Below are 22265 nucleotides of genomic sequence, written 5' to 3' on the forward strand. Positions count from 1 at the left end.
TCAGGCCCTTTCTTTTTTATGGATGACTAACAATCAATTCCAAACCTTGCCCTTCCAGAGTCCAAGCTTCAACATCACTTGGTAGGATAAAGTGGCTACCTTTTTGGATTGGATAGTTTTTTCCGTCAACAGTCAGTTGACCTTGACCAGCTAAGACGCTGAATAAGCTGTAATCAGCTGTCTTCTCAAAATCAACTTTTCCAGTGATTTCCCACTTGTAAACTGCAAAAAAATCATTGGATACAAGGAGAGTGGAACGCAAATCATCTGCTTTAACAGTTACAGGACGGCTATTTGCAGGCTCGCCGATGTTCAAAACATCAATGGATTTTTCAAGGTGAAGTTCACGCAAGTTACCATTATCATCCTTACGGTCAAAGTCATAGACGCGATAGGTGGTGTCGCTAGATTGTTGGGTTTCAAGAATCAAGATGCCCGCACCAATAGCATGCATAGTGCCACTTGGTACATAGAAGAAATCTCCAGCTTTAACTGGTACTTTTGTCAGCAAGGCATCCCAGTTTTTATCCTCGATTTGCTGGCGGAGTTCTTCTTTTGACTTAGCATTGTGACCGTAGATAATCTCTGAACCTTCATCCGCTGCGATAATGTACCAGCATTCTGTTTTTCCGAGTTCGCCTTCATGCTCCAGTCCATAGGCATCGTCTGGGTGAACTTGGACACTGAGCCAGTCGTTGGCATCCAGAATCTTTGTCAAAAGCGGAAATACAGGTTCTGGACGATTGCCAAACAATTCACGGTGTTCTGCATACAAAGTTGCTAAGTCTGTTCCCTCGTAACGACCATTTGCCACCTTAGAAACTCCATTTGGATGAGCTGAGATGGCCCAGTATTCGCCAATTTTTTCACTTGGGATGTCATAACCAAACTCATCACGTAGCTTGGTACCACCCCAGATTTTTTCTTGCATAACTGATTGTAAAAATAATGGTTCTGACATCTTATTCTCCTGTCTGTTTTTCTCACTTCATTATAGCAAAAAAAGAGTTTCAGTTGAACTCTTTTTCACATCTTATAAAGTAGGGAGAAGATTTTATAAAAATAGTAACGAAATCCCCTCTTATGCTATAACTTTTGTTGGCAATCAAACTCTACTATACCCTTATTTCATACGATAAAAATCAATCACTAGACCAGCTGGACCTTTTACAAGCAAGGATTCTGTTCCCCAATCCGTTTCACAAATACCGTGTAAAACCTCGACACTGATCTCTTTTAAACGTTGGTAATTCTGATTTAGATCCTCAACCTCGATATGAAGAATGATTCCTGACTGAAAATCTTCCAAAGGAATCAAATGATTTTGGGACAACATCAGACAGTGACTGCCAATCGTAAATTGAGCAAAACTGTCATCAACATAATCGGATTTTTTATCCAAAATACGCTCCAAGTCAGCACAGACTTGGGGAACATCTGAAACGATAATATCTAATTGATTTAAATTCATTTACTATCCTCCAGAAAAAGACCGGATTGCTCCGATCTTTTCAAGTTTCTCTCTATGAAAATCAAAGAACAAACAAGGCATCAAACCGCAGGCAGTACTGGAGTACGGCAAGGTGAAGATAACACAGTTTACATTTGATTTTCGACGAGAGAAATTATTTAATTGCTCGTGATTGCAACCCTTCTTCTTCCAAGAAGAGGCGGAATGGTACGAGTTCTTCTGCTTCGTATTTTTCCTTGAAAGCTTTGATTGCTTCTTCTGAGTGAAGTTTTGGATCCAATTCAAGTACTTCTACTGGAAGTGGACGGTGTGGAGTGATGCGAGCATCGATCACAACAGTTTTACCTTCTTTGTTCAATTTAACAGCTTCTGCAACAACTGCATCGATGTCTTCGATACGGTCAACTGTAAATCCAACAGCTCCTTGAGCTTCAGCGATTTTCGCATAGTCAGCATTAGGGAAGTCACAACCAAACAAGTGTTTGTTTGTGTCTTCGTATTTGTCCTTGATGAAGGCATATTTACCATTTGAGAAGACAACGTTGATAACTGGAAGGTCGTATTGAACGTTTGTGATAACGTCTGGGTAGCACATGTTGAATGCACCGTCACCCATGATGTTCCATACTTGGCGATCTGGATTGTCTTTCTTAGCAGCGATACCACCAGGAAGGGCAATACCCATTGTCGCAAAGAGTGGAGATGTACGCCACATGTTCTTAGGTGTCATGTGAAGGTGACGAGTAGATGTTTGAGTAGTGTCACCTACGTCGATTGAGTAGATAGCGTCTTGATCAGCATGTTTGTTGATTGCATTGTAAACTTGATACAATTGCAATTCACCCTCAATTTTACCTTCGAGTTTGTTCATGTAATCACGCCAGTTTTGGTTATTCTTAACGTTTGCACGCCACCATGGAGTAGATTCAACTGGGTTTACTTTGTCAAGGATTGCTTTCGCTGCTTGACCTGCATCACCAAGGATTGAAGCGTCTAGGGCATGACGTTTACCAAGTTTGTAAGGGTCGATATCAACTTGGATGAATTTTTCAGTATTCTTGAATGCTTCGTAAACTTCAGCAAATGGGAAGTTTGAACCAAGGAAAAGAACTGTGTCTGCTTCAAAGACCACTTCGTTGGCTGGTTTCCAACCAACACGGTAAGCAGAACCTGTCAAACCTTCATAGTTCCATTCGAAAGCTTCAAAGTTTTTACCAGTTGTGATGATTGGTGCTTTGATTTTACGTGACAATTCAGTGATCACTTCACCAGCTTTCACACCACCGTAACCAGCATAGATAACTGGACGTTCAGCATTGTTCAAGATTTCAACAGCTTTGTCGATTTCAACTTCGTTCAAAGCAGGAGCGATGAATGAACGCTCGTATGAACCTGATCCATAGTATGAGTTTTCGTCGATTTCTTGGAAACCGAAGTTTACTGGGATTTCAACAACAGCTGGACCTTTTTTAGAAACTGCAGCACGGCAAGCTTCGTCAATAACTTTTGGCAACTGCTCAGCGTAAGCTACACGCTTGTTATATACAGCGATACCGTTGTACATTGGGTTTTGGTTCAATTCTTGGAAAGCATCCATGTTGAGTTCGTTAACTGGACGTGATCCAAGGATTGCTAGGAATGGAGTGTTATCCATAGCTGCATCGTAAACACCGTTAATCAAGTGAGTCGCACCTGGACCACCTGAACCAACTGCAACCCCGATTGAACCACCGAATTTAGCTTGCATAACCGCTGCAAGAGCACCTGTTTCTTCGTGGCGAACTTGCAAGAAACGGATGTCTTTGTCTTCAGCCAAAGCGTCCATCAATGAGCTGAGTGTTCCTGATGGGATACCGTAGATTGTGTCTACGCCCCATGTTTTCAATACATTAAGCATTGCTGCAGATGCAGTAATTTTCCCTTGAGTCATAATGATAACTCTCCTTCAAATATTTTTAAATCTACTAAAAAAGGTTTCATATAGTTTTTGAAAACGTTTCAGTAAATTTTTACAATACTAATTTATCACATTTATTTTGACTTTACTAAGAATCTGCTCAGAAGTTTTTATTCTCTATTACAGTACAGTTTGAAAACGTTTTTAGTTTCTGTTTTATAATACTTAATAAAAATCAAAGAGCAAACTAGAAAGCTAGTCGTAGGTTGCTCAAAGCACAGCTTTGAGGTTGCAGATAAAGCTGACGTGGTTTGAAGAGATTTTCGAAGAGTATAAAAAGCGAGCAAGCCCGCTTTTAATCTATTTTACTAAAGTTTAGTAAGAGTGAACTAGTCAGAACAGATACAGAACTAAAGGCCATAGCTAGACCTGCCAGTTCTGGATTGAGGGCCAGTCCAACACCTGAAAAGACTCCTGCTGCAATCGGAATTCCGGCGACATTGTAGATAAAGGCCCAGAAAAGATTGAGCAGAATTCGATTAAAGGTTTTCTTACTCATGTCAAAGGCACGAACCACGCCTAGGAGGTTATTGGTTGTCAACACTAAATCTGCTGACTCGATAGCAATATCTGTTCCAGCTCCCATAGCAATCCCCACATCTGCTACACTGAGGGCAGGAGCGTCATTGATACCGTCCCCAACAAAGGCTACTTTCCCAGCTGCTTGTAGTTTATGAATTTCATGGGCTTTTTCTTCTGGTAAGACACCTGCAATGACCTCTTCGATTCCGATCTGATCGGCTATAGCACGCGCCACACCAGCATTGTCTCCTGTCAGCATGACTGTTTTAAGACCACGCTTTTTCAACTGACTGATGGCAAGCTTGGCATTTTCCTTGGGAATATCTTGCAGAGCAAGCAAGCCTTTGATTTCATTCTCAACAGCCAAGAACACAACTGTCTTAGCTTCTTTTTCCAGTTCTTCTAGTTTTTCTTGATAAGTGCTAGAAATGTTCATGCCATCCAGCATTTTAGCATTTCCAAGCAGAACTTGTTTTCCATTGATTTGCCCTGAGACACCTTTTCCGTGCAAGGCTTGGAAATTTTCAACAGTTTGAAGCTCAAGTCCAGCTTCACTCGCTCGTTTCACAACGGCTTCAGCCAGTGGGTGTTGAGAAGCTTCTTCCAAGGAAGCTGCCAATCCAAGCACTTCTACTTCGTCGCCGATGATATCTGTGACCACAGGTTTCCCTTCAGTCAAAGTTCCGGTCTTATCAAAGACGATAGTTTGAACTTTCTGGATTTCCTGTAGAACCGTTCCATTTTTGAGGAGAACTCCCATCTTGGCACTGCGACCTGTCCCCACCATAAGGGCTGTCGGTGTTGCAAGTCCCAATGCACAAGGGCAGGCAATAATCAGAACTGCTACTCCATAGAGAAGCGAAGACACAAAGCTCGCTCCAAGCACAACTACACTATCCCTGAGCAAGACGAACCAAACCCAAAAGGTCACAATCCCTAAAATGACAACTGCTGGGACAAAAATCCCTGAAATCTTATCCGTCAAGTCCTGAATCGGCGCACGACTGGTCTGAGCTTTCTTCACAAAATCCACAATCTGAGCCAAAACAGTCTCTGAACCAACTTTTTCTGCTCTAAAAACAAGTGTTCCACTATTATTGATGGTTGAACCAATGACGGTATCTCCAACTGTCTTGTCCACAGGCAGACTCTCACCTGTCACCATAGACTCATCAATACTAGAGATACCTTCTACTACGACACCATCAACCGCAATCTTTTCACCGGGACGCACTCGAATCAGGTCACCTACCTTGACTTGGTCCAAGGGAACTTGAACATAGCGTTCATCTCGCAATACCTCTGCTGTTTTAGCCTGCAAGTCAAGTAATTTCTCCACAGCTTGGGAAGTATTTTTCCGCATTTTCTCCTCAAAAACAGCTCCCATAAGAACGAAGAAGAAGATAAATGCAGCACTTTCAAAGTAAACTGGGAGACCAGCGAAGAGGGCAACTAAGCTATAGAAATAGGCCACTAGGGTTCCCAGAGCAACCAAGGTATCCATGTTGGCATTGTGCTTTTTAAAACTAGCCCAAGCACTTTGGATATAAGGACCACCTGCTACTAGCATAATCGGTGTTGTGGCCAAAAAGGTGCCCCAACGCATGACTTGGTGACTAATTCCTCCTGTCGACATCCCAATCATGAGGATCACAAGAGGCACAGTAAAGATACTAGTAATCCAAAAACGCTGTAAAAGTGATAGAGATTTTCGAGTCTTCTCAACAACTGTATAACTTCCCTTTTGCATCTTCATACCACAAGAAAATTCATGTTGACCTAATTCTTGAGGTGTAAAACGAATGACTTTCTCCTCATCTACGCCGATTGGTTCCAAGATGCCTTCTTCTTCAAACAGAATTTCCTTGTAACAGTTTGAAGGAGTTACTCGATGAAAGGTAATCTCAGCTGGAATCCCTTTTTGAAGCTGTATATGAGCTGGATGGTAGCCTTTGTCTGCCGTGATACGAATTTTTTGAACACCATTTTCAAGACTTGCTTTTACAATTTCAGTCATATCATTCTCCTATTCTACAATCATCTTGCCGTGCATCATATTCATTCCACAAGAGAAACCATACTCTCCAGCCTGCTCAGGCGTGATTTCCACTACATACTCTTCACCCATTGGCAGGTCCGCATGTACACCAAAATCTGGAAAAACAATTTGGTCCAAACATGGTGAAGGATCCTTGCGGTCAAAGATAATGCGGGCTGGCACTGATTTCTTGAGGATAATCAACTCAGGCGTATAGCCCCCCATGACTTCCACTCGAATCTCTTGGTAGCCGTTTTTTTGCTGGGCCTTTTGTCCAGATTTTTCAGGCTTTTTGAAAAACCAAAACAAGATAAACGCGATAAGGGCAATACAAATAATAGTTACAACGCTATTTAACATGACGTCTCCTTTACATACAATTACATTTTACTTCTGTTACAGCGCTTGATTTCTTCTTAGAAATCGCAGTTTCCAAGTCTTCTAAGTCAGCCTGAGTAAAATCACATTCAGCAATCAAATCAGCCAACAAGTTCTTAATCCTACGAGAACAAACCTTGTCCTTGATATCTTGGACAAGTAAATCCCGACTTTGGTCCAAAGTTAAAAGGGCTGAATAGACAAAGAACTTGCCTTCTTTTTTCCTTGTCAGACACTCTTTCTCAACCAAACGAGCCAAAAGAGTTTGAATGGTCGACTTGGACCAGTCGAACCGCTCCGCCAGAACCCTAATCAAATCTGAACTGGTCTGCTCTCCTTGCATCCAAATAATCTTCATAACCTGCCATTCTGCATCTGAAATCTGCATAATCACACCTCCAAAATCTACATTTGTCAATTACAATTATCAGTATACTCTTAAAATCTACATTTGTCAACTATGAAATTAATCTTTTCTTTTAAAAATTGAATTTTAACCATTTGATAAAGGATTTTCAGTCAAATCTTACTATATAAACTATAAAAATATGCTATACTAAAGAAAAAAGAAAACAACCACTAGGGGTGCGTAAAGCTGAGATTAACGACTGTTAGACCCTTTGACTCAATCTAGGTAATGCTAGCTGATGGAAGTGGAAATGATAATGGGGACTAGCAGTCTTCTATTGCCTTTCTAAAACAGACTAGCTTGTTCTTAAGAATACAAACTTCAGTTGGTTGGGAGGTTTTAGATGACTTATTTACCCGTTGCTTTAACCATTGCAGGTACTGACCCTAGTGGTGGTGCTGGCATTATGGCTGACTTAAAGTCGTTCCAAGCTAGAGATGTCTATGGAATGGCCGTTGTGACCAGTCTTGTCGCTCAAAATACCAGAGGTGTTCAGCTAATCGAGCACGTTTCTCCTCAAATGTTGAAAGCCCAATTAGACAGTGTCTTTTCGGATATTCCACCTCAGGCTGTAAAAACTGGAATGTTGGCAACTACCGAAATCATGGAAATCATCCAGCCCTATCTTAAAAAGCTGGATTGTCCCTATGTCCTTGACCCTGTTATGGTCGCTACTAGTGGAGACACCCTGATTGATACCAGTGCCAGAAGCTACCTAAAAACAAACCTGCTTCCACTTGCAACCATCATCACACCCAATCTTCCTGAGGCAGAAGAGATTGTTGGTTTTTCAATCCATGATCCTGAAGACATGCAGCGTGCCGGTCGCCTGATTTTAAAAGAATTTGGTCCTCAGTCTGTGGTCATCAAAGGTGGGCATCTCGAAGGCGGTGCCAAGGATTTCCTCTTTACCAAGGACGACCAATTTGTCTGGGAAAGCCCAAGAATTCAAACCTGCCACACCCATGGTACTGGATGTACCTTTGCTGCAGTGATTACTGCTGAACTAGCCAAGGGGAAAACCCTCCATCAAGCAGTCGATAAAGCCAAGGCCTTTATCACGAAAGCCATCCAAGACGCCCCTCAACTCGGTCATGGTTCTGGCCCAGTCAACCATACAAGCTTTAAAGATTAAAAAAACTCTCTAGTTCCCACTTTAAGGGAATTAGAGAGTTTTTGATTAGGAAATAATGTCATCTAGCTTTGTTAAAAAAGCTTGTGTTTTTTCTTCTATATCTTCTGCCTGCATCAAATCACGTACGACAGCTACACCAGCTATACCCGTGCCGATAAGCTGGTCAATGTTCTCTGACGTCAAGCCTCCAATGGCTACAACTGGAATACTAACTGTTTGGCAGATATCATTCAAGGTTGAAATCAGAGTGATAGGGGCATTCTCCTTAGTCGTTGTAGGGAAAATTGCTCCTGTCCCCAAGTAATCCGCCCCTGATTCTTCTGCTTCTAATGCTCTTTTCACCGTTTTGGCAGTTACACCTAGGATTTTTTCAGGACCCAAGACTTGTCGAGCAACCGAAACTGGTAGTTCATCGTCGCCAATATGCAGACCAGCAGCATCAACCGCGAGACAGACATCCAAACGATCATCGATGATCAGGGGTACCTGATAGGCATCTGTTATTTCCTTGACTTGTTTTGCCAGTTGATAATATTGATTGGTTGTAAGATTTTTTTCTCGCAATTGGACTATAGTAACCCCTGAACGGCAAGCCGTCTCAACCTTTTCAAGAAAGCTTTCCACGGAATCTTGGTAGCGATTTGTTACCAGATAGAGTCTAAGCGCCTTTCTATTCATAAACATCTCCTTTGATAGCATCTAGCCAGTTTTCATCTCTTTTGAGGAGCGAAAGCTGATTGAGAACTTGGTAACGAAAATCTTCCAATCCCATTCCTTGAACAACTATTCTCTCAGCAGAGATATTGAGATAAGAGACTGCTAAGCAAGAAGCTTCAAAACCTGTCTTTCCTTGGCTGAGAAAAACAGCTGTTAAGGCTCCAACCAAGTCTCCTGTCCCTGTTATCCAGTCCAATTCTGCACAGCCATTTCCCAATACAGCAACCTGATTCTTTGAAACGATGAGGTCCTTGGGGCCAGTAACTAAGAATGACATACCAGGATAGGTCTGACACCAGTCTCTCAAGACTTGAAGCAAATCATCAGTTTCTTGATCTTTAGCACTCGCATCAACCCCAACTCCATGGTGCTTTAAACCAACAAGACTTCGGATTTCTGACATATTTCCTTTAAGGACCATAGGCTTGTATTCTAAAAGATCTCTGACTAAGCCCTTACGAATAACTGAAGCCGTTACGCCAACCGCATCTACTACCATTGGGAGACCAGCTTGAGCTGCATAAGAAGCTGCCATACGGATTGCTTTTTCCTTCTCAGCTGACAAGTGCCCCAAATTGATGAAGAGTGCCTGGCTTTGCTTAGTAAAATCGAGAACCTCACGAGGGTCATCTGCCATGACAGGTTTACATCCCAGAACCAAAATCCCATTTGCCAGCATTTCACAAGAAATTTCATTGGTAATACAGTGAATGAGGGAAGTCTTTTCCAGAGGAAAAGGATTTGTCAATGCCTGCATCAGTCTATCCTTTCACCAAAGAAATATCCCTGCACTTTTTTAAAGAATTCCTGCTTAATTAAAAATCGAAAGGCAATAAAGGAAATCGCTGTACCAATCAAGGTTGCTCCGAAAAATCGAGGCGTGTAGATAAACCAGCTAAGCTTAGCCGCTGATCCTGTAAAAAGCACCATAACAGGATAGGAAACAATTGAACCAATAATACCTGTTCCCACAATTTCTCCTAAGGCAGAAAAGTGAAATTTTCGACCATACTTATAAAAGAGACCTGCTAGAAGGGCTCCAAAAGTCGCTCCTGTGAGAGCTAAAGGCGGAATCCCTTGAGTCGTCATACGGATAAAGGCTGTCACTGTAGCCATAACCAAGGCATAAACAGGTCCCATCATGATTCCTGCTAGAATATTGACTACACTGGACATAGGTGCCATTCCCTCAATCCGAAAGATAGGCGTAAGAACTACATCAAGGGCAATCATCATGGATAAAATGGTTAATTTGTGAACCTGTAATTGGTGGTTTCTCATATTTCTATTCTTCTCCTGTTTCTAAAGACTGTAAATCGCTCTTCCATGTCTGGTGTTGGTAGGCCATTTCCCAAAACTTAGCTTCCATATGAACACTGATGTGGAAGACATCTAGCATTTTTTTCTTGTCTGTCTCGTCACTTTCTCGATAGAGCTGATTGACCAAAACTTCTTCCTCTCTGATCTGCTGCTCCAACTCATCCGTAATATAAGTTTCAATCCATTGTTGGTAGAGAGGATTTGGTGATGGTTTAAGATTAAGTGATTTGCCTATATCATGATATAGCCAAGGACAAGGCAGCAAACTTGCAAAGGCAATGCCCAAGTTTGGCTCTGCAAATTGCCGATAAATGTGAGAGATATAATGATAGCAGGTTGGAGCGATTGGATGTTGCTCCATTTCCTGATCGCTGATTTCCAATTCCTTGAAAAATTGTTGGCGGATAAATAACTCACCCTCCACTAGACTCTGAGCATTTTGTTTCAAGAGTCTCTTCATCTCTTGGTTGGAAGTCTTTTCAGCCAAGAGGTGATAGGCTTCTGAAAAAGCCTTCAGATAGTAGGCATCCTGAATTAAGTAATAGCGGAAAATTGCAGGTTCTAAATTCCCCTCTTGCAACTGTAAAACAAAGGGATGATGAAAGGATGCCTGCCAAGCTTCCTTGGATAATTCCATCGCAATATCTGTAAATTCCATAATAACTCCTTTATAAAAATAGACTGGTTTGAAGCAATAAAAAGAAAAGCAGGTAGATGAATATTGTTTTTTTAGGAATATAAAAAGTCCGATAGCGATTCTCCACCTGTGCATGTTCGTCATATCCATGCGCCGACAGGGCTCTCAGGTAAAGATGGCGCCACCTAAAGACTGTCATCAGAACCTTGCTGTAAATCAAGGGCGACCAAAAATGTAGTTCTTGACCGCGTAATAAGCACGCTTCCTTGAGGGACTTGATTTCTTGCTGAATGAGGGGGAAGGAATTGAATACCACAATCAAGGCATAGGCCCAAGAGCGTGATAACCCCTTTTGAGCCAAGTACAAGAGAAGCTCTTTTAGGGAAATAGAGGAAACAAAGACAAGACCAATACAAACGGTCACAAAGGCCCTCGTTCCAAGCATGACTGCCTGCGAAGCATCTCCATGTAACTGAACTGCCCAGTAGTTGGCAAAGGATGGCAAAATGGCAAGAAGAATCATCCAAGCCAATACTTTAAATCGGCGGTAATAGAGCATAAAGAGAATACAAAATGCGACTACCGAAAGATTCAGAGCAATCGAAGGAATGAAAGATGTTTCCAAGGATAAAATCAGCAAGAAGAGACTGATAATCGGTGTCTGGGTTGCTACTTTGACCATACTACTTCACCTCCCCTTGGGTATTGCTACTCTGAGATATGAGTGGTTTGGTAATTGTCACTTCTTTCACATGACTGAGACCCTGACTAGTCATCTCAATCCAATAATCAACCACAGAGATCAAGGGATCTAAACGATGGCTAATGATCAGAAAACTTCTTCCTTGATTTCTCTCCTCCAGAATCCACTGACAAAAATAATGGCAAGCTCTATCATCCAAACCTGCAAAAGGTTCGTCTAGCAAGATCACAGAAGCCTTGCTAGTCAAGATGGTCAAGAGCTGAAGAATCTTTTGCTGACCACCACTTAATTGATAGGGACTCTTATCGAGCGCCTGCTCCAGATCAAAATATCCTAAAGCTTGGAAAATTAGTTGATTTCTTTCAGAATCAGGTCCATCTAATTGAAGTTCCTCTCGCAGACTGACTCGGATAAACTGTTTTTCAGCTTCCTGAACAACACCCGTCAGCTCACGATACAAACTCTTTTTCTTTTTCAGGACTGTCCCCTTCCAAGTAATGCGCCCCTTATACTTTTGAAATTGAAGAATAGACCGAAAGAGGGTTGATTTCCCGACACCATTGTCTCCCAAGATACAGGAAATTCCTTGGTAGAATGTAAAATCCGCAATTGAAAATAGGGGGCGATTATCCAGCTCACAAGTCGTTCGGTCCATATGGAATAGTTCTGGGCTAGAAGCAACTTCCTTTGAAACAGCCTGTGTCATCTCAGAGGTAGGGATTTGAAACACTTTCCTTAGTTGTCCATCTCTTAGCTCCACCATATGGTCGATATAGGCTTCATAATCAGATAAATCATGGTCGCACAAAATAACTGTCTTCCCATCAGAGACCAACTCTTTTAGAATCTCCAATATCTCTATCCTACTCTTGCGATCAATGGAAGCAAAAGGTTCATCCAAGAGATAGACCCTAGGATTCATAGCAAAAAGAACAGCCAAAGCAGCCTTTTGCTTTTCCCCACCTGATAAGTGATGGATGGGACGGTGCAATATTGCCTTGCAGCGACATTGCTGGACCACCTCTGCTATTTTAGAATCAATTTCCTGAACGGGATGCCCAGTATTCTCCAAGGTAAAAATCAGCTCCTCAAACAAGTTCTCCATGGTAAATTGATGATTGGGATTTTGAAAGAGAATACCAACCGTCTGGACACGTTCGATGATAGAAAGCTGACTGACCTCGCTCCCATTTATCAGGACTTGACCGCTATAGGGAAGAGAACTAACTTGGGCAATCATTTGAAAAAGACTAGATTTTCCTGAACCACTGCTCCCAACTAACAAGGTAAAGGCTTGCGCATGAAAAGTAAAATCAATAGGCTCAGAGAAGATTGGGGACTGAATCGCTCGTAGTTCCAGCCCCATCTATGCCTTGCCTCCAGTTGCAAACTGATGATAAAGTTTGACAATGGCACGAACCAAGATGGTACAGAAGAAAAAGACGGAAATAAAACGTACTACAAGCAAGGAAAGGACAAAAGGAAGGGAGAAGGCGTAGTAACCTAACTTAATGTATTCATAGACAAAACTAACAAGCGTAATCCCAATACTATTGGCAGTTAGAGAGAGCCAACTTTCATAGCGATTCTTGGTTACGATAAAACCAAGTTCACTTCCCAAACCTTGAACCAAGCCAGACAAAAGGGCACCTAGACCGAATTGGCTACCATAAAGGACTTCAGCAAGCGCAGCTAGCACTTCACCAATCGTTGCACTTCCGACTCTTGGAACAAAGATGGCAGCAATGGGCGCAGCCATACACCAGAGACCAAAGAGGATTTCATTGGCAAAGGCCTGCAAGCCAAGAGGGGCTAAAATCAGAGTGAGGATATCAAACAGATAGCCGGATCCTACAAAAACGCCACCAAAAAAGATAGACAAGAAAGCAAGTAAAATAACATCTTTTAACTGCCATTTTTTCAACATAAAAAAACTCCTTTTTTTAAAGAAAAGTGGGGCATTCAAGGTAAGCTACCGAAAGACTTAACGTCCAGCCTATCCTCTTTTGATAAACAAAAAAACTCCAATTACAATCAAGAATTAGAGTTTAGCTTACAAGATTAGACAGTTCTTTTCGACATACGAAAAAAAACCATTTCACATTTCCCTTCGCCAGTCTTAACTGTATCAGGTTCAATGGGTATCATCTCAGCCTAAAGCACCCCAAATGTCTTTATTATTTAATTATATAAATATTATAACAAACGATTTATTCTAGTTCAAGAAATTGAACTGGGAAATACAGACTTGCACTCACAAAGACAGCAGATCTTTCTTTGGTTAGATCCATACCTATTGTTCACTCATTTCTCGAACAGTTTTTTCTATATTTTTTGCATATGATATTGCTGAAATGATTGAAACGCCGTCAACATTGGTCTTCATAATGTCTTTAATATGTTTCGTCTGTATCCCACCAATTGCAACTAAGGGCAGTTGTGGCAATAGTTTTCTCATCAATTTAAGACCTTCATAACCTATAGCACCACCAGCATCATCCTTTGACTGGGTATCAAATACAGGACCAACACCAACATAATCTACATATTCAACTTTTGATTGTTGAAATTCTTCCTCGTTTTTTATAGAAAGACCAATTATTTTTTCTGGCATCAATTTTCTAATTTCATCAACTCCAAGGTCATCTTGTCCTACATGTACGCCATCAGCGTCAATTTCCATCGCCAAATCTATATCATCATTAACGATAAATGGAACATTGTATTTTTTACAAAGATTCTGTAGTTTAATTGCTAATTCGACTTTTTCTTTACCTTCTAAGGATCCCTCACCTTTTTCACGGAATTGAAATAAGGTTATCCCACCTTTTAAGGCTTCCTCAACGACTGTATATAGATCTTTTCCTTGGCAAGTAGTCGTTCCACAAATAAAATATAGTTTTAATAATTCCTTATGAAACATTTTACTTCACTCTTTTGAATTCCTTTACATCTTCATCTGTAATCTCATATAAGGCATTTATAAATTCCACTTTGAATGTTCCAGGAAGATGTCCATTTGGACGTTTTTCTGCCATTTCTCCAGCGATATTATAAACCAACATTGCTGTTTCTAATGATTTCAATTCTTGACCTTTTTCTAGTCCGATAAAGCTTGCTACTACAGCACCTAACAAGCATCCTGTCCCAATAACTTTTGGCATCATGGCACTACCATTATGAATCGTTACCACTTCTCCATTTACCGCAATAGCATCCACTTCACCTGTTACTACTATTGGAATATTGAACTTCTCATTTGCTGCTAGAGCAATTTCATCAATATTATCTACGCCTGCACTATCTACTCCTTTAGATGCCACATTTATTCCCACTAAAGAGGCAATCTCGCCAGCATTTCCTCTAATCGCTGCTAGTTTATAATTGTTGATTAGATCATCTGCTACTTTTTTTCTATATTCTCCTGCTCCACAGGCTACAGGATCTAAAACTGCTGGGACATTATATTTCTCTGCAATTTTCAAAGCAGCTTGGTATAATTTCCAATTTTCATCTGTCAATGTTCCTATGTTTATTAATAAACCACCAGCATACTTTAACAAATCCTCTAAATCTGCAGGAAACTCACTCATAGCTGGTGATGCACCCAGTGCTACTAATCCATTTGCTGTGAAATTTTTTACTACATCATTGGTGATGCAAATGACCAAAGGTGCTTTTTCTTTTAATAATTTTAAACTTGTCATATTGAAATCCTTCCTTTTCACTTTATACGATCTACTGATTTCGATTTATCTCTATCTTTCGTTAAGAAATTTTTTTTACATTGAATGATTTATGCTCAATGAAAATCAAAGAGCAAACTAGGAATCTAGCCTCAGGTTGCTCAAAGCACTGCTTTGAGGTTGTAGATAAGACTGACGAAGTCAGTCACATATATAATCTAAGGTGAAGCTGACGTGGTTTGAAGAGATTTTCGAAGAGAACTACCTCATCAAATTTGTAAATATCCTAAACCTTCTCTAAGCGTCATAACCAATATCAAAAAAGGCTAATTCTAAAGCGACTGCTTGGTTCCAGCGTTGCTGAAGTTCTGTCAAATCTTCTCGACTTTTCCCGACACGATTGAGTTCGTCAACCAGAAATTGAACCCACTCTGCAAAGAAAGGACCTCTGTGGAGATTGATCCATTCCGAATGAATATAGGCTTCAGGTAGAGCTAAATCTTTAGAACCCCAGTCTAAATAGAGACCTTCTGCAATGACCAGCATGACTAAAAGATGGGCATAGTCTGATGATGATACAGCAGAATACATAAGCTCCTGAAAGGCTTTTGTTACAGGATGCAAGGTCACTTCCAGATAGTCATTCTCAGATACTTTTAACTCTTTGAAAGCCTTTTGAAAATAACCGTCTTCATCTGCTTCAAGAAAGCCTAGTTGCTTGGCAAAACGAAGCTTGGATTCAAGCTGGTCTGCGTGGGCTACACAAGCACCCAGCATGGATAAGAAGGCATCAAAGAAGTGATAATCTTGAATTAGGTAGTCTTTTAAGACCTTATTCTCAATTGTCCCCGCAAAAAGTTCCTTAACAAAACGATGATTGATTGCAGCCTGCCAATCATCTTGACTCCTTTTTAATAATTCTCCAACAATCAAACCTGGCTCAAATGCATAGTCTTGTGTTTCCATATTTACTTTTCCTCTCTTTACTCGTACGTAATCAACAAAACATCAAGAAAATCCTAGTTTTACTTGACCTTTTTAAAGAAAATCAAGGGCGTTCAAGAAGAGCTACCTAAATGCTTTGTATCACCTTCATCCAGCTTCTATAAACAAAAAAACTCCAATTACCATCAAGAATTAGAGTTGACTTACAAGATTAGATTGTTCATTTCGCCATACGAAAAAACGTTTCACATTTCCCTTCGCCAGTCTTAACTGTATCAGGTTCAATGGGTATCATCTCAGCCTAAAGCACCCCAAATGTCTTTATTATTTAATTACTGCACCAGTATAGCAAAAAATGAAAGCCCTAGCAAGATATTTGATTGGAAAATATATTTATATAGACTTTTATATGATTTCCTTTTATTAAAACGTTTAAAACACAAGCAAAAACCTCCACATTCAGTGAAGGCAAGCTGTTTTATTAATACAATTTTAAGTCACGAGGATCAACTGGGAAGGTTGGGTTGTATGGATTATGACGAAGTTTAAAGTGTTTAACATCTTCAATAGTCTGAGTTCCAGACAACTGCATAACTGTCTTCAATTCTGCATTCAAGTGTTCAAAGACTTGGCGTACACCGACACTACCACCAAGGGCCAAGCCATAGATAACCGGGCGGCCAATAGCTACCAAGTCTGCTCCTGAAGCCAAGGCTTTAAAGACGTGTTGACCACGACGAATACCTGAGTCAAAGACGATTGGTACACGTTTGTCAACCGCTTCTGCTACTTCCTGAAGTGAATCAAAGGCAGCTGGTCCACCGTCGATTTGGCGACCACCGTGGTTGGTTACCCAGATACCAGAGGCACCTGCACCCAGAGAACGTTCAACGTCCTCACGGCATTGTGGCCCTTTGACATAAACAGGAAGTCCAGAGTATTCAGCGATAAATTCTACATCACGTGGAGACAAACGTTGTTTAGCTGATTTGTAAACAAAGTCCATTGATTTACCAGCACCTTCTGGTAGATATTCTTCAACAATCGGCATGCCAACTGGGAAGACAAAACCATTGCGCTTGTCCACCTCACGATTGCCTCCTACAGTCGCATCTGCTGTCAAGACAATCGCTTTATAACCTTCAGCCTTCACACGGTCCATGATGTGGCGGTTAATACCGTCATCCTTACTAAAGTAAAATTGGAACCAGTGAGGTGTCCCTTGAAGGGCTTCCGTAATTTCAGGAAGGTCTACAGTAGAGTAAGAGCTAGTTGTATAAAGAGAACCGAACTCATGCACACCACGCGCAGTAGCTACTTCACCCTGTTCGTTTGCTAATTTATGGGCCGCAACAGGCGCCATAATGATTGGTGAAGACAATTTTTCACCTGCAAATTCAATCTCTGTACTTGGATTTTCTACATTGCAAAGCGTATGCGGAACGATGAGTTTGTGGTTAAAGGCACGAATATTCTCACGCAGAGTGAAAGTATCTTCCGCCCCACTAGCGATATAGCCAAATGCTGCTTTAGGGATAACTTGTTGCGCCATTGGCTCCAAATCATAGGTATTGATGAAATCTACATGACCTTCTGCATTGCTTGTTTTGTATGACATAAAATGCCCTCCTTAATAAGTAAGCGTTTACTTTGTATATTACAAAAATATCTTAACTCTTTTTTCAAAACTTTTCAAATATTTTGTTTGGAAATTTCAGAAAGATTCTGTCTATGATAAAAAATCCTTATAACGGCAATAAAAAATACATATTATCCAAAGGAACTTTTAAGTGCTACAATAACTATATTATTTCTAGATGGGAGGTTCTATTTTTGGATTGGTCCATTGTTGAACAATATCTACCACTATATCAAAAGGCATTCTTTCTAACCTTGCATATTGCAGTTTGGGGAATTCTGGGATCCTTTCTGCTCGGTTTAATCGTTAGTATCATCCGACATTATCGAATTCCTGTTTTGGCGCAAATAGCGACAGCCTACATTGAATTGTCACGCAACACGCCCCTTTTGATTCAACTCTTCTTTCTCTACTTCGGACTTCCCCGAATAGGGATTGTCCTATCTTCAGAAGTCTGTGCTACTCTGGGACTGGTCTTTTTAGGAGGCTCCTATATGGCAGAATCTTTCCGAAGTGGGCTGGAAGCCGTCAGTCAAACCCAGCAGGAGATTGGATTAGCTATCGGTCTGACACCTGTACAGGTCTTTCGCTATGTGGTTATTCCACAAGCAACAGCGGTTGCTCTACCATCTTTTAGTGCCAATGTCATTTTCCTCATCAAGGAAACCTCTATTTTCTCGGCAGTAGCTTTGGCCGACCTCATGTACGTCGCCAAAGACTTGATTGGGCTCTACTATGAAACAGACATTGCGCTTGCTATGTTGGTAGTTGCTTACCTTATCATGTTGCTACCCGTCTCACTGGTCTTTAGCTGGATAGAAAGGAGGCTCCGCCATGCAGGATTCGGGAATCCAAGTACTCTTCCAGGGAAATAATCTCCTGAGAATCTTACAGGGATTGAGCGTTACGATTGGGATATCCATCCTGTCTGTCCTCTTATCCATGATGTTCGGAACAGTCATGGGAATCATCATGACCTCCCATTCTAGAATCGTACGATTTTTAACACGATTGTATCTGGAATTCATCCGTATCATGCCCCAGCTGGTGCTACTCTTCATTGTTTACTTTGGATTAGCTCGAAACTTTAATATCAATATCTCAGGTGAGACTTCAGCTATTATCGTTTTTACCCTCTGGGGAACAGCTGAAATGGGGGACTTGGTCCGTGGAGCTATCACTTCCCTTCCTAAACATCAGTTTGAAAGTGGACAGGCGCTCGGCTTGACCAATGTTCAACTTTACTACCACATTATCATCCCACAGGTTTTGAGAAGACTGCTACCGCAGGCCATTAACCTTGTCACTCGGATGATCAAAACCACTTCCTTAGTCGTATTGATTGGAGTTGTAGAGGTTACCAAGGTTGGACAACAAATCATCGATAGCAATCGCTTGACCATCCCAACTGCTTCCTTTTGGATTTATGGAACCATTCTAGTCTTATATTTCGCAGTCTGCTTTCCTATTTCCAAACTATCCACTCACTTAGAAAAACATTGGAGGAACTAAATGTCTGAAACTATCTTAGAAATCAAGGAACTAAAAAAATCCTTCGGAGACAATCCCATCCTCCAAGGACTTTCTCTAGAAATCAAAAAAGGGGAAGTTGTGGTTATTCTGGGGCCATCTGGTTGTGGGAAAAGTACCCTCCTTCGTTGCCTCAATGGCTTAGAAAGTATTCAAGGTGGAGATATCCTGCTGGATGGTCAGTCTATCGTTGAAAATAAAAAAGATTTTCACCTAGTTCGCCAAAAGATTGGCATGGTCTTTCAAAGCTATGAACTCTTTCCCCATCTGGATGTCCTACAAAACCTCATCCTAGGTCCTATCAAGGCTCAGGGAAGAGACAAGAAAGAAGTAACGGAAGAGGCTTTGCAACTACTGGAACGTGTTGGTTTGCTAGATAAACAACATAGCTTTGCCCGTCAATTATCTGGTGGACAAAAGCAACGGGTTGCAATTGTTCGTGCTCTCCTCATGCACCCAGAAATTATCCTTTTTGACGAAGTGACTGCTTCGCTGGATCCAGAAATGGTACGTGAGGTTCTAGAACTCATCAATGACTTGGCCCAAGAAGGCCGTACCATGATTTTAGTAACCCATGAAATGCAGTTTGCCCAAGCAATTGCCGATCGGATTATCTTCCTCGACCAAGGGAAAATCGCTGAAGAAGGAACAGCTCAAGCCTTCTTTACCAATCCGCAAACCAAACGAGCCCAGGAATTTTTAAACGTCTTTGACTTTAGCCAATTTGGCTCATATCTATAAAGGAGATTCTTATGAAACTATTCAAACCACTCTTAACTGTTTTGGCACTTGCCTTCGCCCTAATCTTTGTCACAGCTTGTAGCTCAGGTGGAAATGCTGGTTCATCATCTGGAAAAACGACTGCCAAGGCTCGGACTATTGATGAAATCAAAAAAAGCGGTGAGCTACGAATCGCCGTGTTTGGAGATAAGAAACCGTTTGGTTACGTTGACAATGATGGTTCTTACCAAGGTTACGATATCGAACTTGGGAACCAACTGGCCCAAGACCTTGGTGTAAAGGTTAAATACGTTTCTGTCGATGCTGCTAACCGTGCTGAATACTTGATTTCAAACAAGGTGGATATTACCCTTGCTAACTTTACAGTAACAGACGAACGTAAGAAACAAGTCGATTTTGCCCTTCCTTACATGAAAGTTTCACTTGGTGTCGTATCGCCTAAGACTGGTCTCATTACAGATGTCAAACAATTGGAAGGTAAAACCTTGATTGTCACAAAAGGAACAACTGCTGAGACATATTTTGAAAAAAATCATCCAGAAATCAAGCTCCAAAAATACGACCAATACAGTGACTCTTACCAAGCCCTTCTTGACGGACGTGGAGATGCCTTCTCTACTGACAATACGGAAGTCCTAGCTTGGGCACTTGAAAACAAAGGATTTGAAGTAGGAATTACTTCCCTCGGTGATCCAGATACCATCGCAGCAGCAGTTCAAAAAGGAAACCAAGAACTGCTAGACTTCATCAATAAAGATATTGAAAAATTAGGCAAGGAAAACTTCTTCCACAAGGCCTATGAAAAAACACTTCACCCAACCTACGGTGACGCTGCTAAAGCAGATGATCTTGTTGTTGAAGGTGGAAAAGTTGACTAATACTCAATGAAATCACAAAAAGAAATCAGGTAATCCTAGTGACTACCTGATTTTCTATGTTTTAAGCATTTTGCCAATTTTCTTGGTCTTCTTTAAAGCGTTTTAGAAGGTCCAATCCTTCTGGTGTGATGTAACCTTCTTCTTGGGCTAGGTGGATGAGTTCGCTGTAGTTTGAAAGTGTCACCAATTTCACGCCAGCATCCGCAAAGTTCTTATCTGCTTTTGGCAATTGGTAACTGAAAATTGCTACAACTCCAAGCACATCTGCTCCTTCTCGCTTAGCTGCTGCTACAGCTTCAAGAACAGAACCACCAGTTGAAATGAGATCTTCAACCACTATCATCTTTTGACCTTGAGCCACGCGACCTTCGATTTGATTACCAGCTCCGTGGTCTTTTGGTTTGCTACGGATGTAGGCAAATGGCAAGTTCATCTTATCAGCAATGATAGCTCCATGTGGAATTCCTGCTGTTGCAGTTCCTGCAATCACTTCTACTTCTGGAAATTCTGCTTTAATAGCATCCACAAAACCATTTTCAATCAAGCTACGAGTTTCTGGATAGGCAAGGGTCACACGGTTATCCGTATAAATGGGTGACTTGATACCAGATGCCCAAGTGAAAGGCTCCTCTGGTTTGAGGTAAACGGCTTGAATTTTCAAGAGGTGGCTAGCGATATCTTTAGCAAGTGTCATGGTCTTCTCCTTTTGTTTTTCTAATCTATTTCTTTAATTCTAGTCTTGGTTCCATTCATCCTTGATAGCATGATAAGCTACAACAGGATCCTCAGCTTGAGTAATGGGACGTCCCACTACGATATAGTCACTGCCGATTTTATAAGCATCCGCTGGCGTCATGACGCGTTTTTGGTCTCCAACTGCAGCACCTGCTGGACGAATGCCCGGTGTCAGACAGATAAAATCTGGATTGGTGGCCTGCTTGATGAGTTGCACTTCCTGAGCCGAGCAAACAACACCATCTAATCCCGCTTCAGCCGTCTTCTTGGCATAATGAATCACAGACTCTTGCAGGCTGGTCTGGATGTTTTGAAAATCCTGCATCTGGGCTTCTGACGTTGATGTCAGCTGCGTTACAGCAATCAATTTTGCTTGACTTCCAAGACCTTCACGCGCAGCCTTCATCATCTCTACACCCCCAGCAGCATGAACATTTGTCATATCCACACCAAGCTGAGCCAAGACCTTCATGGCTGACTTGACTGTATTAGGAATGTCATGCAGCTTAAGATCCAAAAAGACACTGTGCCCCAGGCCTTTCAAGTAAGATACAATCTCAGGCCCCGTTGCGTAATAAAGCTCCATCCCTACCTTTAGATAAAGGCTTTCTTCTGCTGGAAAAAGAGCTAAGAATTCCTTGACCGCCTCAAAACTAGGAAAATCAAGAGCAATAACTGGACGATGTTCTCGCATAGGTTTCTCCTTTTACCTTTGCTAGTGAGAGAGTCTGGCCACAAGAAGCCGCGAAAAAAGGAACCTGCCAACAGCAAGGTTCCACGAAAAATGGGTAGTCTCCACCCTTTCACCGTCTAACCTTAGCTGC

General features: G+C 41.4%; 24 protein-coding genes and 3 riboswitches. Of the genes, 5 read left to right on the forward strand and 19 right to left on the reverse strand.

The genetic code is table 11. The features are described 5' to 3' along the window. Nucleotides 1-16: 16 nt before the first annotated feature. The 6 genes from manA to O3616_RS07575 all read right to left on the reverse strand — a co-directional run bounded on the left by manA (nucleotide 17) and on the right by O3616_RS07575 (nucleotide 6754). Nucleotides 17-961: a mannose-6-phosphate isomerase, class I gene (gene manA / locus O3616_RS07550; RefSeq protein ID WP_371638527.1), complete on the reverse strand. Its 945-nt coding sequence runs from the start codon at nucleotides 959-961 to the stop codon at nucleotides 17-19. Between the two features lie 162 nt (nucleotides 962-1123). After that, the gene (locus O3616_RS07555; protein ID WP_371638528.1) at nucleotides 1124-1471 is read right to left on the reverse strand and encodes a VOC family protein; all 348 of its coding nucleotides are present in this window, start codon (nucleotides 1469-1471) and stop codon (nucleotides 1124-1126) included. Between the two features lie 154 nt (nucleotides 1472-1625). Continuing rightward, nucleotides 1626-3401, reverse strand: a complete 1776-nt coding sequence (gene spxB, locus O3616_RS07560; protein ID WP_371638529.1) for a pyruvate oxidase — start codon at nucleotides 3399-3401, stop codon at nucleotides 1626-1628. 322 nt (nucleotides 3402-3723) lie between these two features. Further along, nucleotides 3724-5967, reverse strand: coding sequence for a heavy metal translocating P-type ATPase (locus tag O3616_RS07565; protein WP_371638530.1), 2244 nt, complete (start codon nucleotides 5965-5967; stop codon nucleotides 3724-3726). Between the two features lie 9 nt (nucleotides 5968-5976). Then, nucleotides 5977-6348, reverse strand: coding sequence for a cupredoxin domain-containing protein (locus O3616_RS07570; protein ID WP_371638531.1), 372 nt, complete (start codon nucleotides 6346-6348; stop codon nucleotides 5977-5979). Nucleotides 6349-6358: 10 nt separating this feature from the next. Beyond that, nucleotides 6359-6754, reverse strand: coding sequence for a CopY/TcrY family copper transport repressor (locus O3616_RS07575; protein ID WP_371638532.1), 396 nt, complete (start codon nucleotides 6752-6754; stop codon nucleotides 6359-6361). Between the two features lie 183 nt (nucleotides 6755-6937). Continuing rightward, nucleotides 6938-7035: riboswitch (TPP riboswitch) on the forward strand. An 83-nt stretch (nucleotides 7036-7118) separates the two neighbouring features. Between O3616_RS07575 and thiD the strand changes: the two genes are divergently transcribed. Then, nucleotides 7119-7910, forward strand: coding sequence for a bifunctional hydroxymethylpyrimidine kinase/phosphomethylpyrimidine kinase (gene thiD, locus O3616_RS07580; protein ID WP_371638533.1), 792 nt, complete (start codon nucleotides 7119-7121; stop codon nucleotides 7908-7910). 45 nt (nucleotides 7911-7955) lie between these two features. On the opposite strand, the gene thiE (O3616_RS07585) is transcribed toward thiD, so the two are convergent. From thiE (O3616_RS07585) to lctO, 11 genes are all read right to left on the reverse strand, one after another. Next, nucleotides 7956-8588, reverse strand: a complete 633-nt coding sequence (gene thiE, locus O3616_RS07585; protein WP_371638534.1) for a thiamine phosphate synthase — start codon at nucleotides 8586-8588, stop codon at nucleotides 7956-7958. Next, a complete protein-coding gene (locus O3616_RS07590; protein ID WP_371638535.1) occupies nucleotides 8581-9384 on the reverse strand; it encodes a hydroxyethylthiazole kinase in 804 nt (267 codons plus the stop codon). The genes thiE (O3616_RS07585) and O3616_RS07590 overlap by 8 nt, the downstream gene beginning before the upstream one ends. Beyond that, entirely contained in the window at nucleotides 9384-9908 is a 525-nt protein-coding gene (gene thiW / locus O3616_RS07595; protein WP_371638536.1) for an energy coupling factor transporter S component ThiW, read from the reverse strand. The genes O3616_RS07590 and thiW overlap by 1 nt, the downstream gene beginning before the upstream one ends. A 4-nt stretch (nucleotides 9909-9912) precedes the next feature. Continuing rightward, nucleotides 9913-10605, reverse strand: a complete 693-nt coding sequence (tenA, locus tag O3616_RS07600; RefSeq protein WP_070842690.1) for a thiaminase II — start codon at nucleotides 10603-10605, stop codon at nucleotides 9913-9915. Between the two features lie 10 nt (nucleotides 10606-10615). Continuing rightward, nucleotides 10616-11266, reverse strand: a complete 651-nt coding sequence (locus O3616_RS07605; RefSeq protein ID WP_371638537.1) for an energy-coupling factor transporter transmembrane component T — start codon at nucleotides 11264-11266, stop codon at nucleotides 10616-10618. Between the two features lies 1 nt (nucleotide 11267). After that, on the reverse strand, nucleotides 11268-12653 hold the full coding sequence (locus tag O3616_RS07610) for an ATP-binding cassette domain-containing protein (protein ID WP_371638538.1): 1386 nt from the start codon (nucleotides 12651-12653) through the stop codon (nucleotides 11268-11270). After that, nucleotides 12654-13214, reverse strand: a complete 561-nt coding sequence (locus O3616_RS07615; RefSeq protein ID WP_049497440.1) for an ECF transporter S component — start codon at nucleotides 13212-13214, stop codon at nucleotides 12654-12656. It abuts the gene before it with no gap. A 161-nt stretch (nucleotides 13215-13375) separates the two neighbouring features. Further along, a riboswitch (TPP riboswitch) is annotated at nucleotides 13376-13464 on the reverse strand. Nucleotides 13465-13580: 116 nt separating this feature from the next. Next, nucleotides 13581-14210, reverse strand: a complete 630-nt coding sequence (gene thiE / locus O3616_RS07620; protein WP_049551889.1) for a thiamine phosphate synthase — start codon at nucleotides 14208-14210, stop codon at nucleotides 13581-13583. Between the two features lies 1 nt (nucleotide 14211). Continuing rightward, complete coding sequence (gene thiM, locus O3616_RS07625) at nucleotides 14212-14994, reverse strand: hydroxyethylthiazole kinase (RefSeq protein WP_033683999.1); 783 nt, start codon at nucleotides 14992-14994, stop codon at nucleotides 14212-14214. 276 nt (nucleotides 14995-15270) lie between these two features. After that, nucleotides 15271-15939 (reverse strand): TenA family protein, encoded by a 669-nt coding sequence (locus tag O3616_RS07630; RefSeq protein ID WP_070842686.1) that lies wholly within the window; start codon nucleotides 15937-15939, stop codon nucleotides 15271-15273. A 214-nt stretch (nucleotides 15940-16153) separates the two neighbouring features. Then, a riboswitch (TPP riboswitch) is annotated at nucleotides 16154-16242 on the reverse strand. A 157-nt stretch (nucleotides 16243-16399) separates the two neighbouring features. Next, nucleotides 16400-17536: an L-lactate oxidase gene (lctO, locus tag O3616_RS07635; RefSeq protein WP_049487053.1), complete on the reverse strand. Its 1137-nt coding sequence runs from the start codon at nucleotides 17534-17536 to the stop codon at nucleotides 16400-16402. Between the two features lie 215 nt (nucleotides 17537-17751). Between lctO and O3616_RS07640 the strand changes: the two genes are divergently transcribed. From O3616_RS07640 to O3616_RS07655, 4 genes are read left to right on the forward strand one after another with little or no spacing between them, the layout of a single operon-like run. Beyond that, nucleotides 17752-18432, forward strand: coding sequence for an amino acid ABC transporter permease (locus O3616_RS07640; RefSeq protein ID WP_214617436.1), 681 nt, complete (start codon nucleotides 17752-17754; stop codon nucleotides 18430-18432). Further along, nucleotides 18392-19069 (forward strand): amino acid ABC transporter permease, encoded by a 678-nt coding sequence (locus O3616_RS07645; protein ID WP_203213150.1) that lies wholly within the window; start codon nucleotides 18392-18394, stop codon nucleotides 19067-19069. Before O3616_RS07640 ends, O3616_RS07645 begins: the two co-directional genes overlap by 41 nt. Beyond that, on the forward strand, nucleotides 19070-19828 hold the full coding sequence (locus O3616_RS07650) for an amino acid ABC transporter ATP-binding protein (RefSeq protein WP_000005009.1): 759 nt from the start codon (nucleotides 19070-19072) through the stop codon (nucleotides 19826-19828). A gap of 11 nt (nucleotides 19829-19839) precedes the next feature. Next, a complete protein-coding gene (locus O3616_RS07655) occupies nucleotides 19840-20706 on the forward strand; it encodes a cysteine ABC transporter substrate-binding protein (RefSeq protein WP_020900138.1) in 867 nt (288 codons plus the stop codon). 61 nt (nucleotides 20707-20767) lie between these two features. On the opposite strand, the gene pyrE is transcribed toward O3616_RS07655, so the two are convergent. After that, on the reverse strand, nucleotides 20768-21400 hold the full coding sequence (gene pyrE / locus O3616_RS07660; protein WP_371638539.1) for an orotate phosphoribosyltransferase: 633 nt from the start codon (nucleotides 21398-21400) through the stop codon (nucleotides 20768-20770). 39 nt (nucleotides 21401-21439) lie between these two features. Further along, entirely contained in the window at nucleotides 21440-22135 is a 696-nt protein-coding gene (pyrF, locus tag O3616_RS07665; RefSeq protein ID WP_371638540.1) for an orotidine-5'-phosphate decarboxylase, read from the reverse strand. Between the last annotated feature and the right edge of the window lie 130 nt (nucleotides 22136-22265).

It is taken from the genome of Streptococcus sp. 27098_8_86, from assembly GCF_041432595.1.
Taxonomy (GTDB): Bacteria; Bacillota; Bacilli; order Lactobacillales; family Streptococcaceae; genus Streptococcus; species Streptococcus pneumoniae_F.

Excerpts from the sequence above, each read along its gene's own strand:
- thiE (WP_049551889.1), bottom strand. The coding sequence starts at position 14,210 with ATGTTTCATAAGGAATTATTAAAACTATATTTTATTTGTGGAACGACT.
- O3616_RS07565 (WP_371638530.1), bottom strand. The coding sequence starts at position 5,967 with ATGACTGAAATTGTAAAAGCAAGTCTTGAAAATGGTGTTCAAAAAATT.
- O3616_RS07575 (WP_371638532.1), bottom strand. The coding sequence starts at position 6,754 with ATGCAGATTTCAGATGCAGAATGGCAGGTTATGAAGATTATTTGGATG.
- tenA (WP_070842690.1), bottom strand. The coding sequence starts at position 10,605 with ATGGAATTTACAGATATTGCGATGGAATTATCCAAGGAAGCTTGGCAG.
- thiD (WP_371638533.1), top strand. The coding sequence starts at position 7,119 with ATGACTTATTTACCCGTTGCTTTAACCATTGCAGGTACTGACCCTAGT.
- O3616_RS07630 (WP_070842686.1), bottom strand. The coding sequence starts at position 15,939 with ATGGAAACACAAGACTATGCATTTGAGCCAGGTTTGATTGTTGGAGAA.
- O3616_RS07615 (WP_049497440.1), bottom strand. The coding sequence starts at position 13,214 with ATGTTGAAAAAATGGCAGTTAAAAGATGTTATTTTACTTGCTTTCTTG.
- spxB (WP_371638529.1), bottom strand. The coding sequence starts at position 3,401 with ATGACTCAAGGGAAAATTACTGCATCTGCAGCAATGCTTAATGTATTG.
- thiM (WP_033683999.1), bottom strand. The coding sequence starts at position 14,994 with ATGACAAGTTTAAAATTATTAAAAGAAAAAGCACCTTTGGTCATTTGC.
- O3616_RS07555 (WP_371638528.1), bottom strand. The coding sequence starts at position 1,471 with ATGAATTTAAATCAATTAGATATTATCGTTTCAGATGTTCCCCAAGTC.
- pyrF (WP_371638540.1), bottom strand. The coding sequence starts at position 22,135 with ATGCGAGAACATCGTCCAGTTATTGCTCTTGATTTTCCTAGTTTTGAG.
- O3616_RS07650 (WP_000005009.1), top strand. The coding sequence starts at position 19,070 with ATGTCTGAAACTATCTTAGAAATCAAGGAACTAAAAAAATCCTTCGGA.
- O3616_RS07610 (WP_371638538.1), bottom strand. The coding sequence starts at position 12,653 with ATGGGGCTGGAACTACGAGCGATTCAGTCCCCAATCTTCTCTGAGCCT.
- thiE (WP_371638534.1), bottom strand. The coding sequence starts at position 8,588 with ATGAATAGAAAGGCGCTTAGACTCTATCTGGTAACAAATCGCTACCAA.
- O3616_RS07645 (WP_203213150.1), top strand. The coding sequence starts at position 18,392 with ATGCAGGATTCGGGAATCCAAGTACTCTTCCAGGGAAATAATCTCCTG.
- O3616_RS07605 (WP_371638537.1), bottom strand. The coding sequence starts at position 11,266 with ATGGTCAAAGTAGCAACCCAGACACCGATTATCAGTCTCTTCTTGCTG.
- thiW (WP_371638536.1), bottom strand. The coding sequence starts at position 9,908 with ATGAGAAACCACCAATTACAGGTTCACAAATTAACCATTTTATCCATG.
- pyrE (WP_371638539.1), bottom strand. The coding sequence starts at position 21,400 with ATGACACTTGCTAAAGATATCGCTAGCCACCTCTTGAAAATTCAAGCC.
- manA (WP_371638527.1), bottom strand. The coding sequence starts at position 961 with ATGTCAGAACCATTATTTTTACAATCAGTTATGCAAGAAAAAATCTGG.
- O3616_RS07590 (WP_371638535.1), bottom strand. The coding sequence starts at position 9,384 with ATGCAGGCATTGACAAATCCTTTTCCTCTGGAAAAGACTTCCCTCATT.
- O3616_RS07570 (WP_371638531.1), bottom strand. The coding sequence starts at position 6,348 with ATGTTAAATAGCGTTGTAACTATTATTTGTATTGCCCTTATCGCGTTT.
- lctO (WP_049487053.1), bottom strand. The coding sequence starts at position 17,536 with ATGTCATACAAAACAAGCAATGCAGAAGGTCATGTAGATTTCATCAAT.
- O3616_RS07655 (WP_020900138.1), top strand. The coding sequence starts at position 19,840 with ATGAAACTATTCAAACCACTCTTAACTGTTTTGGCACTTGCCTTCGCC.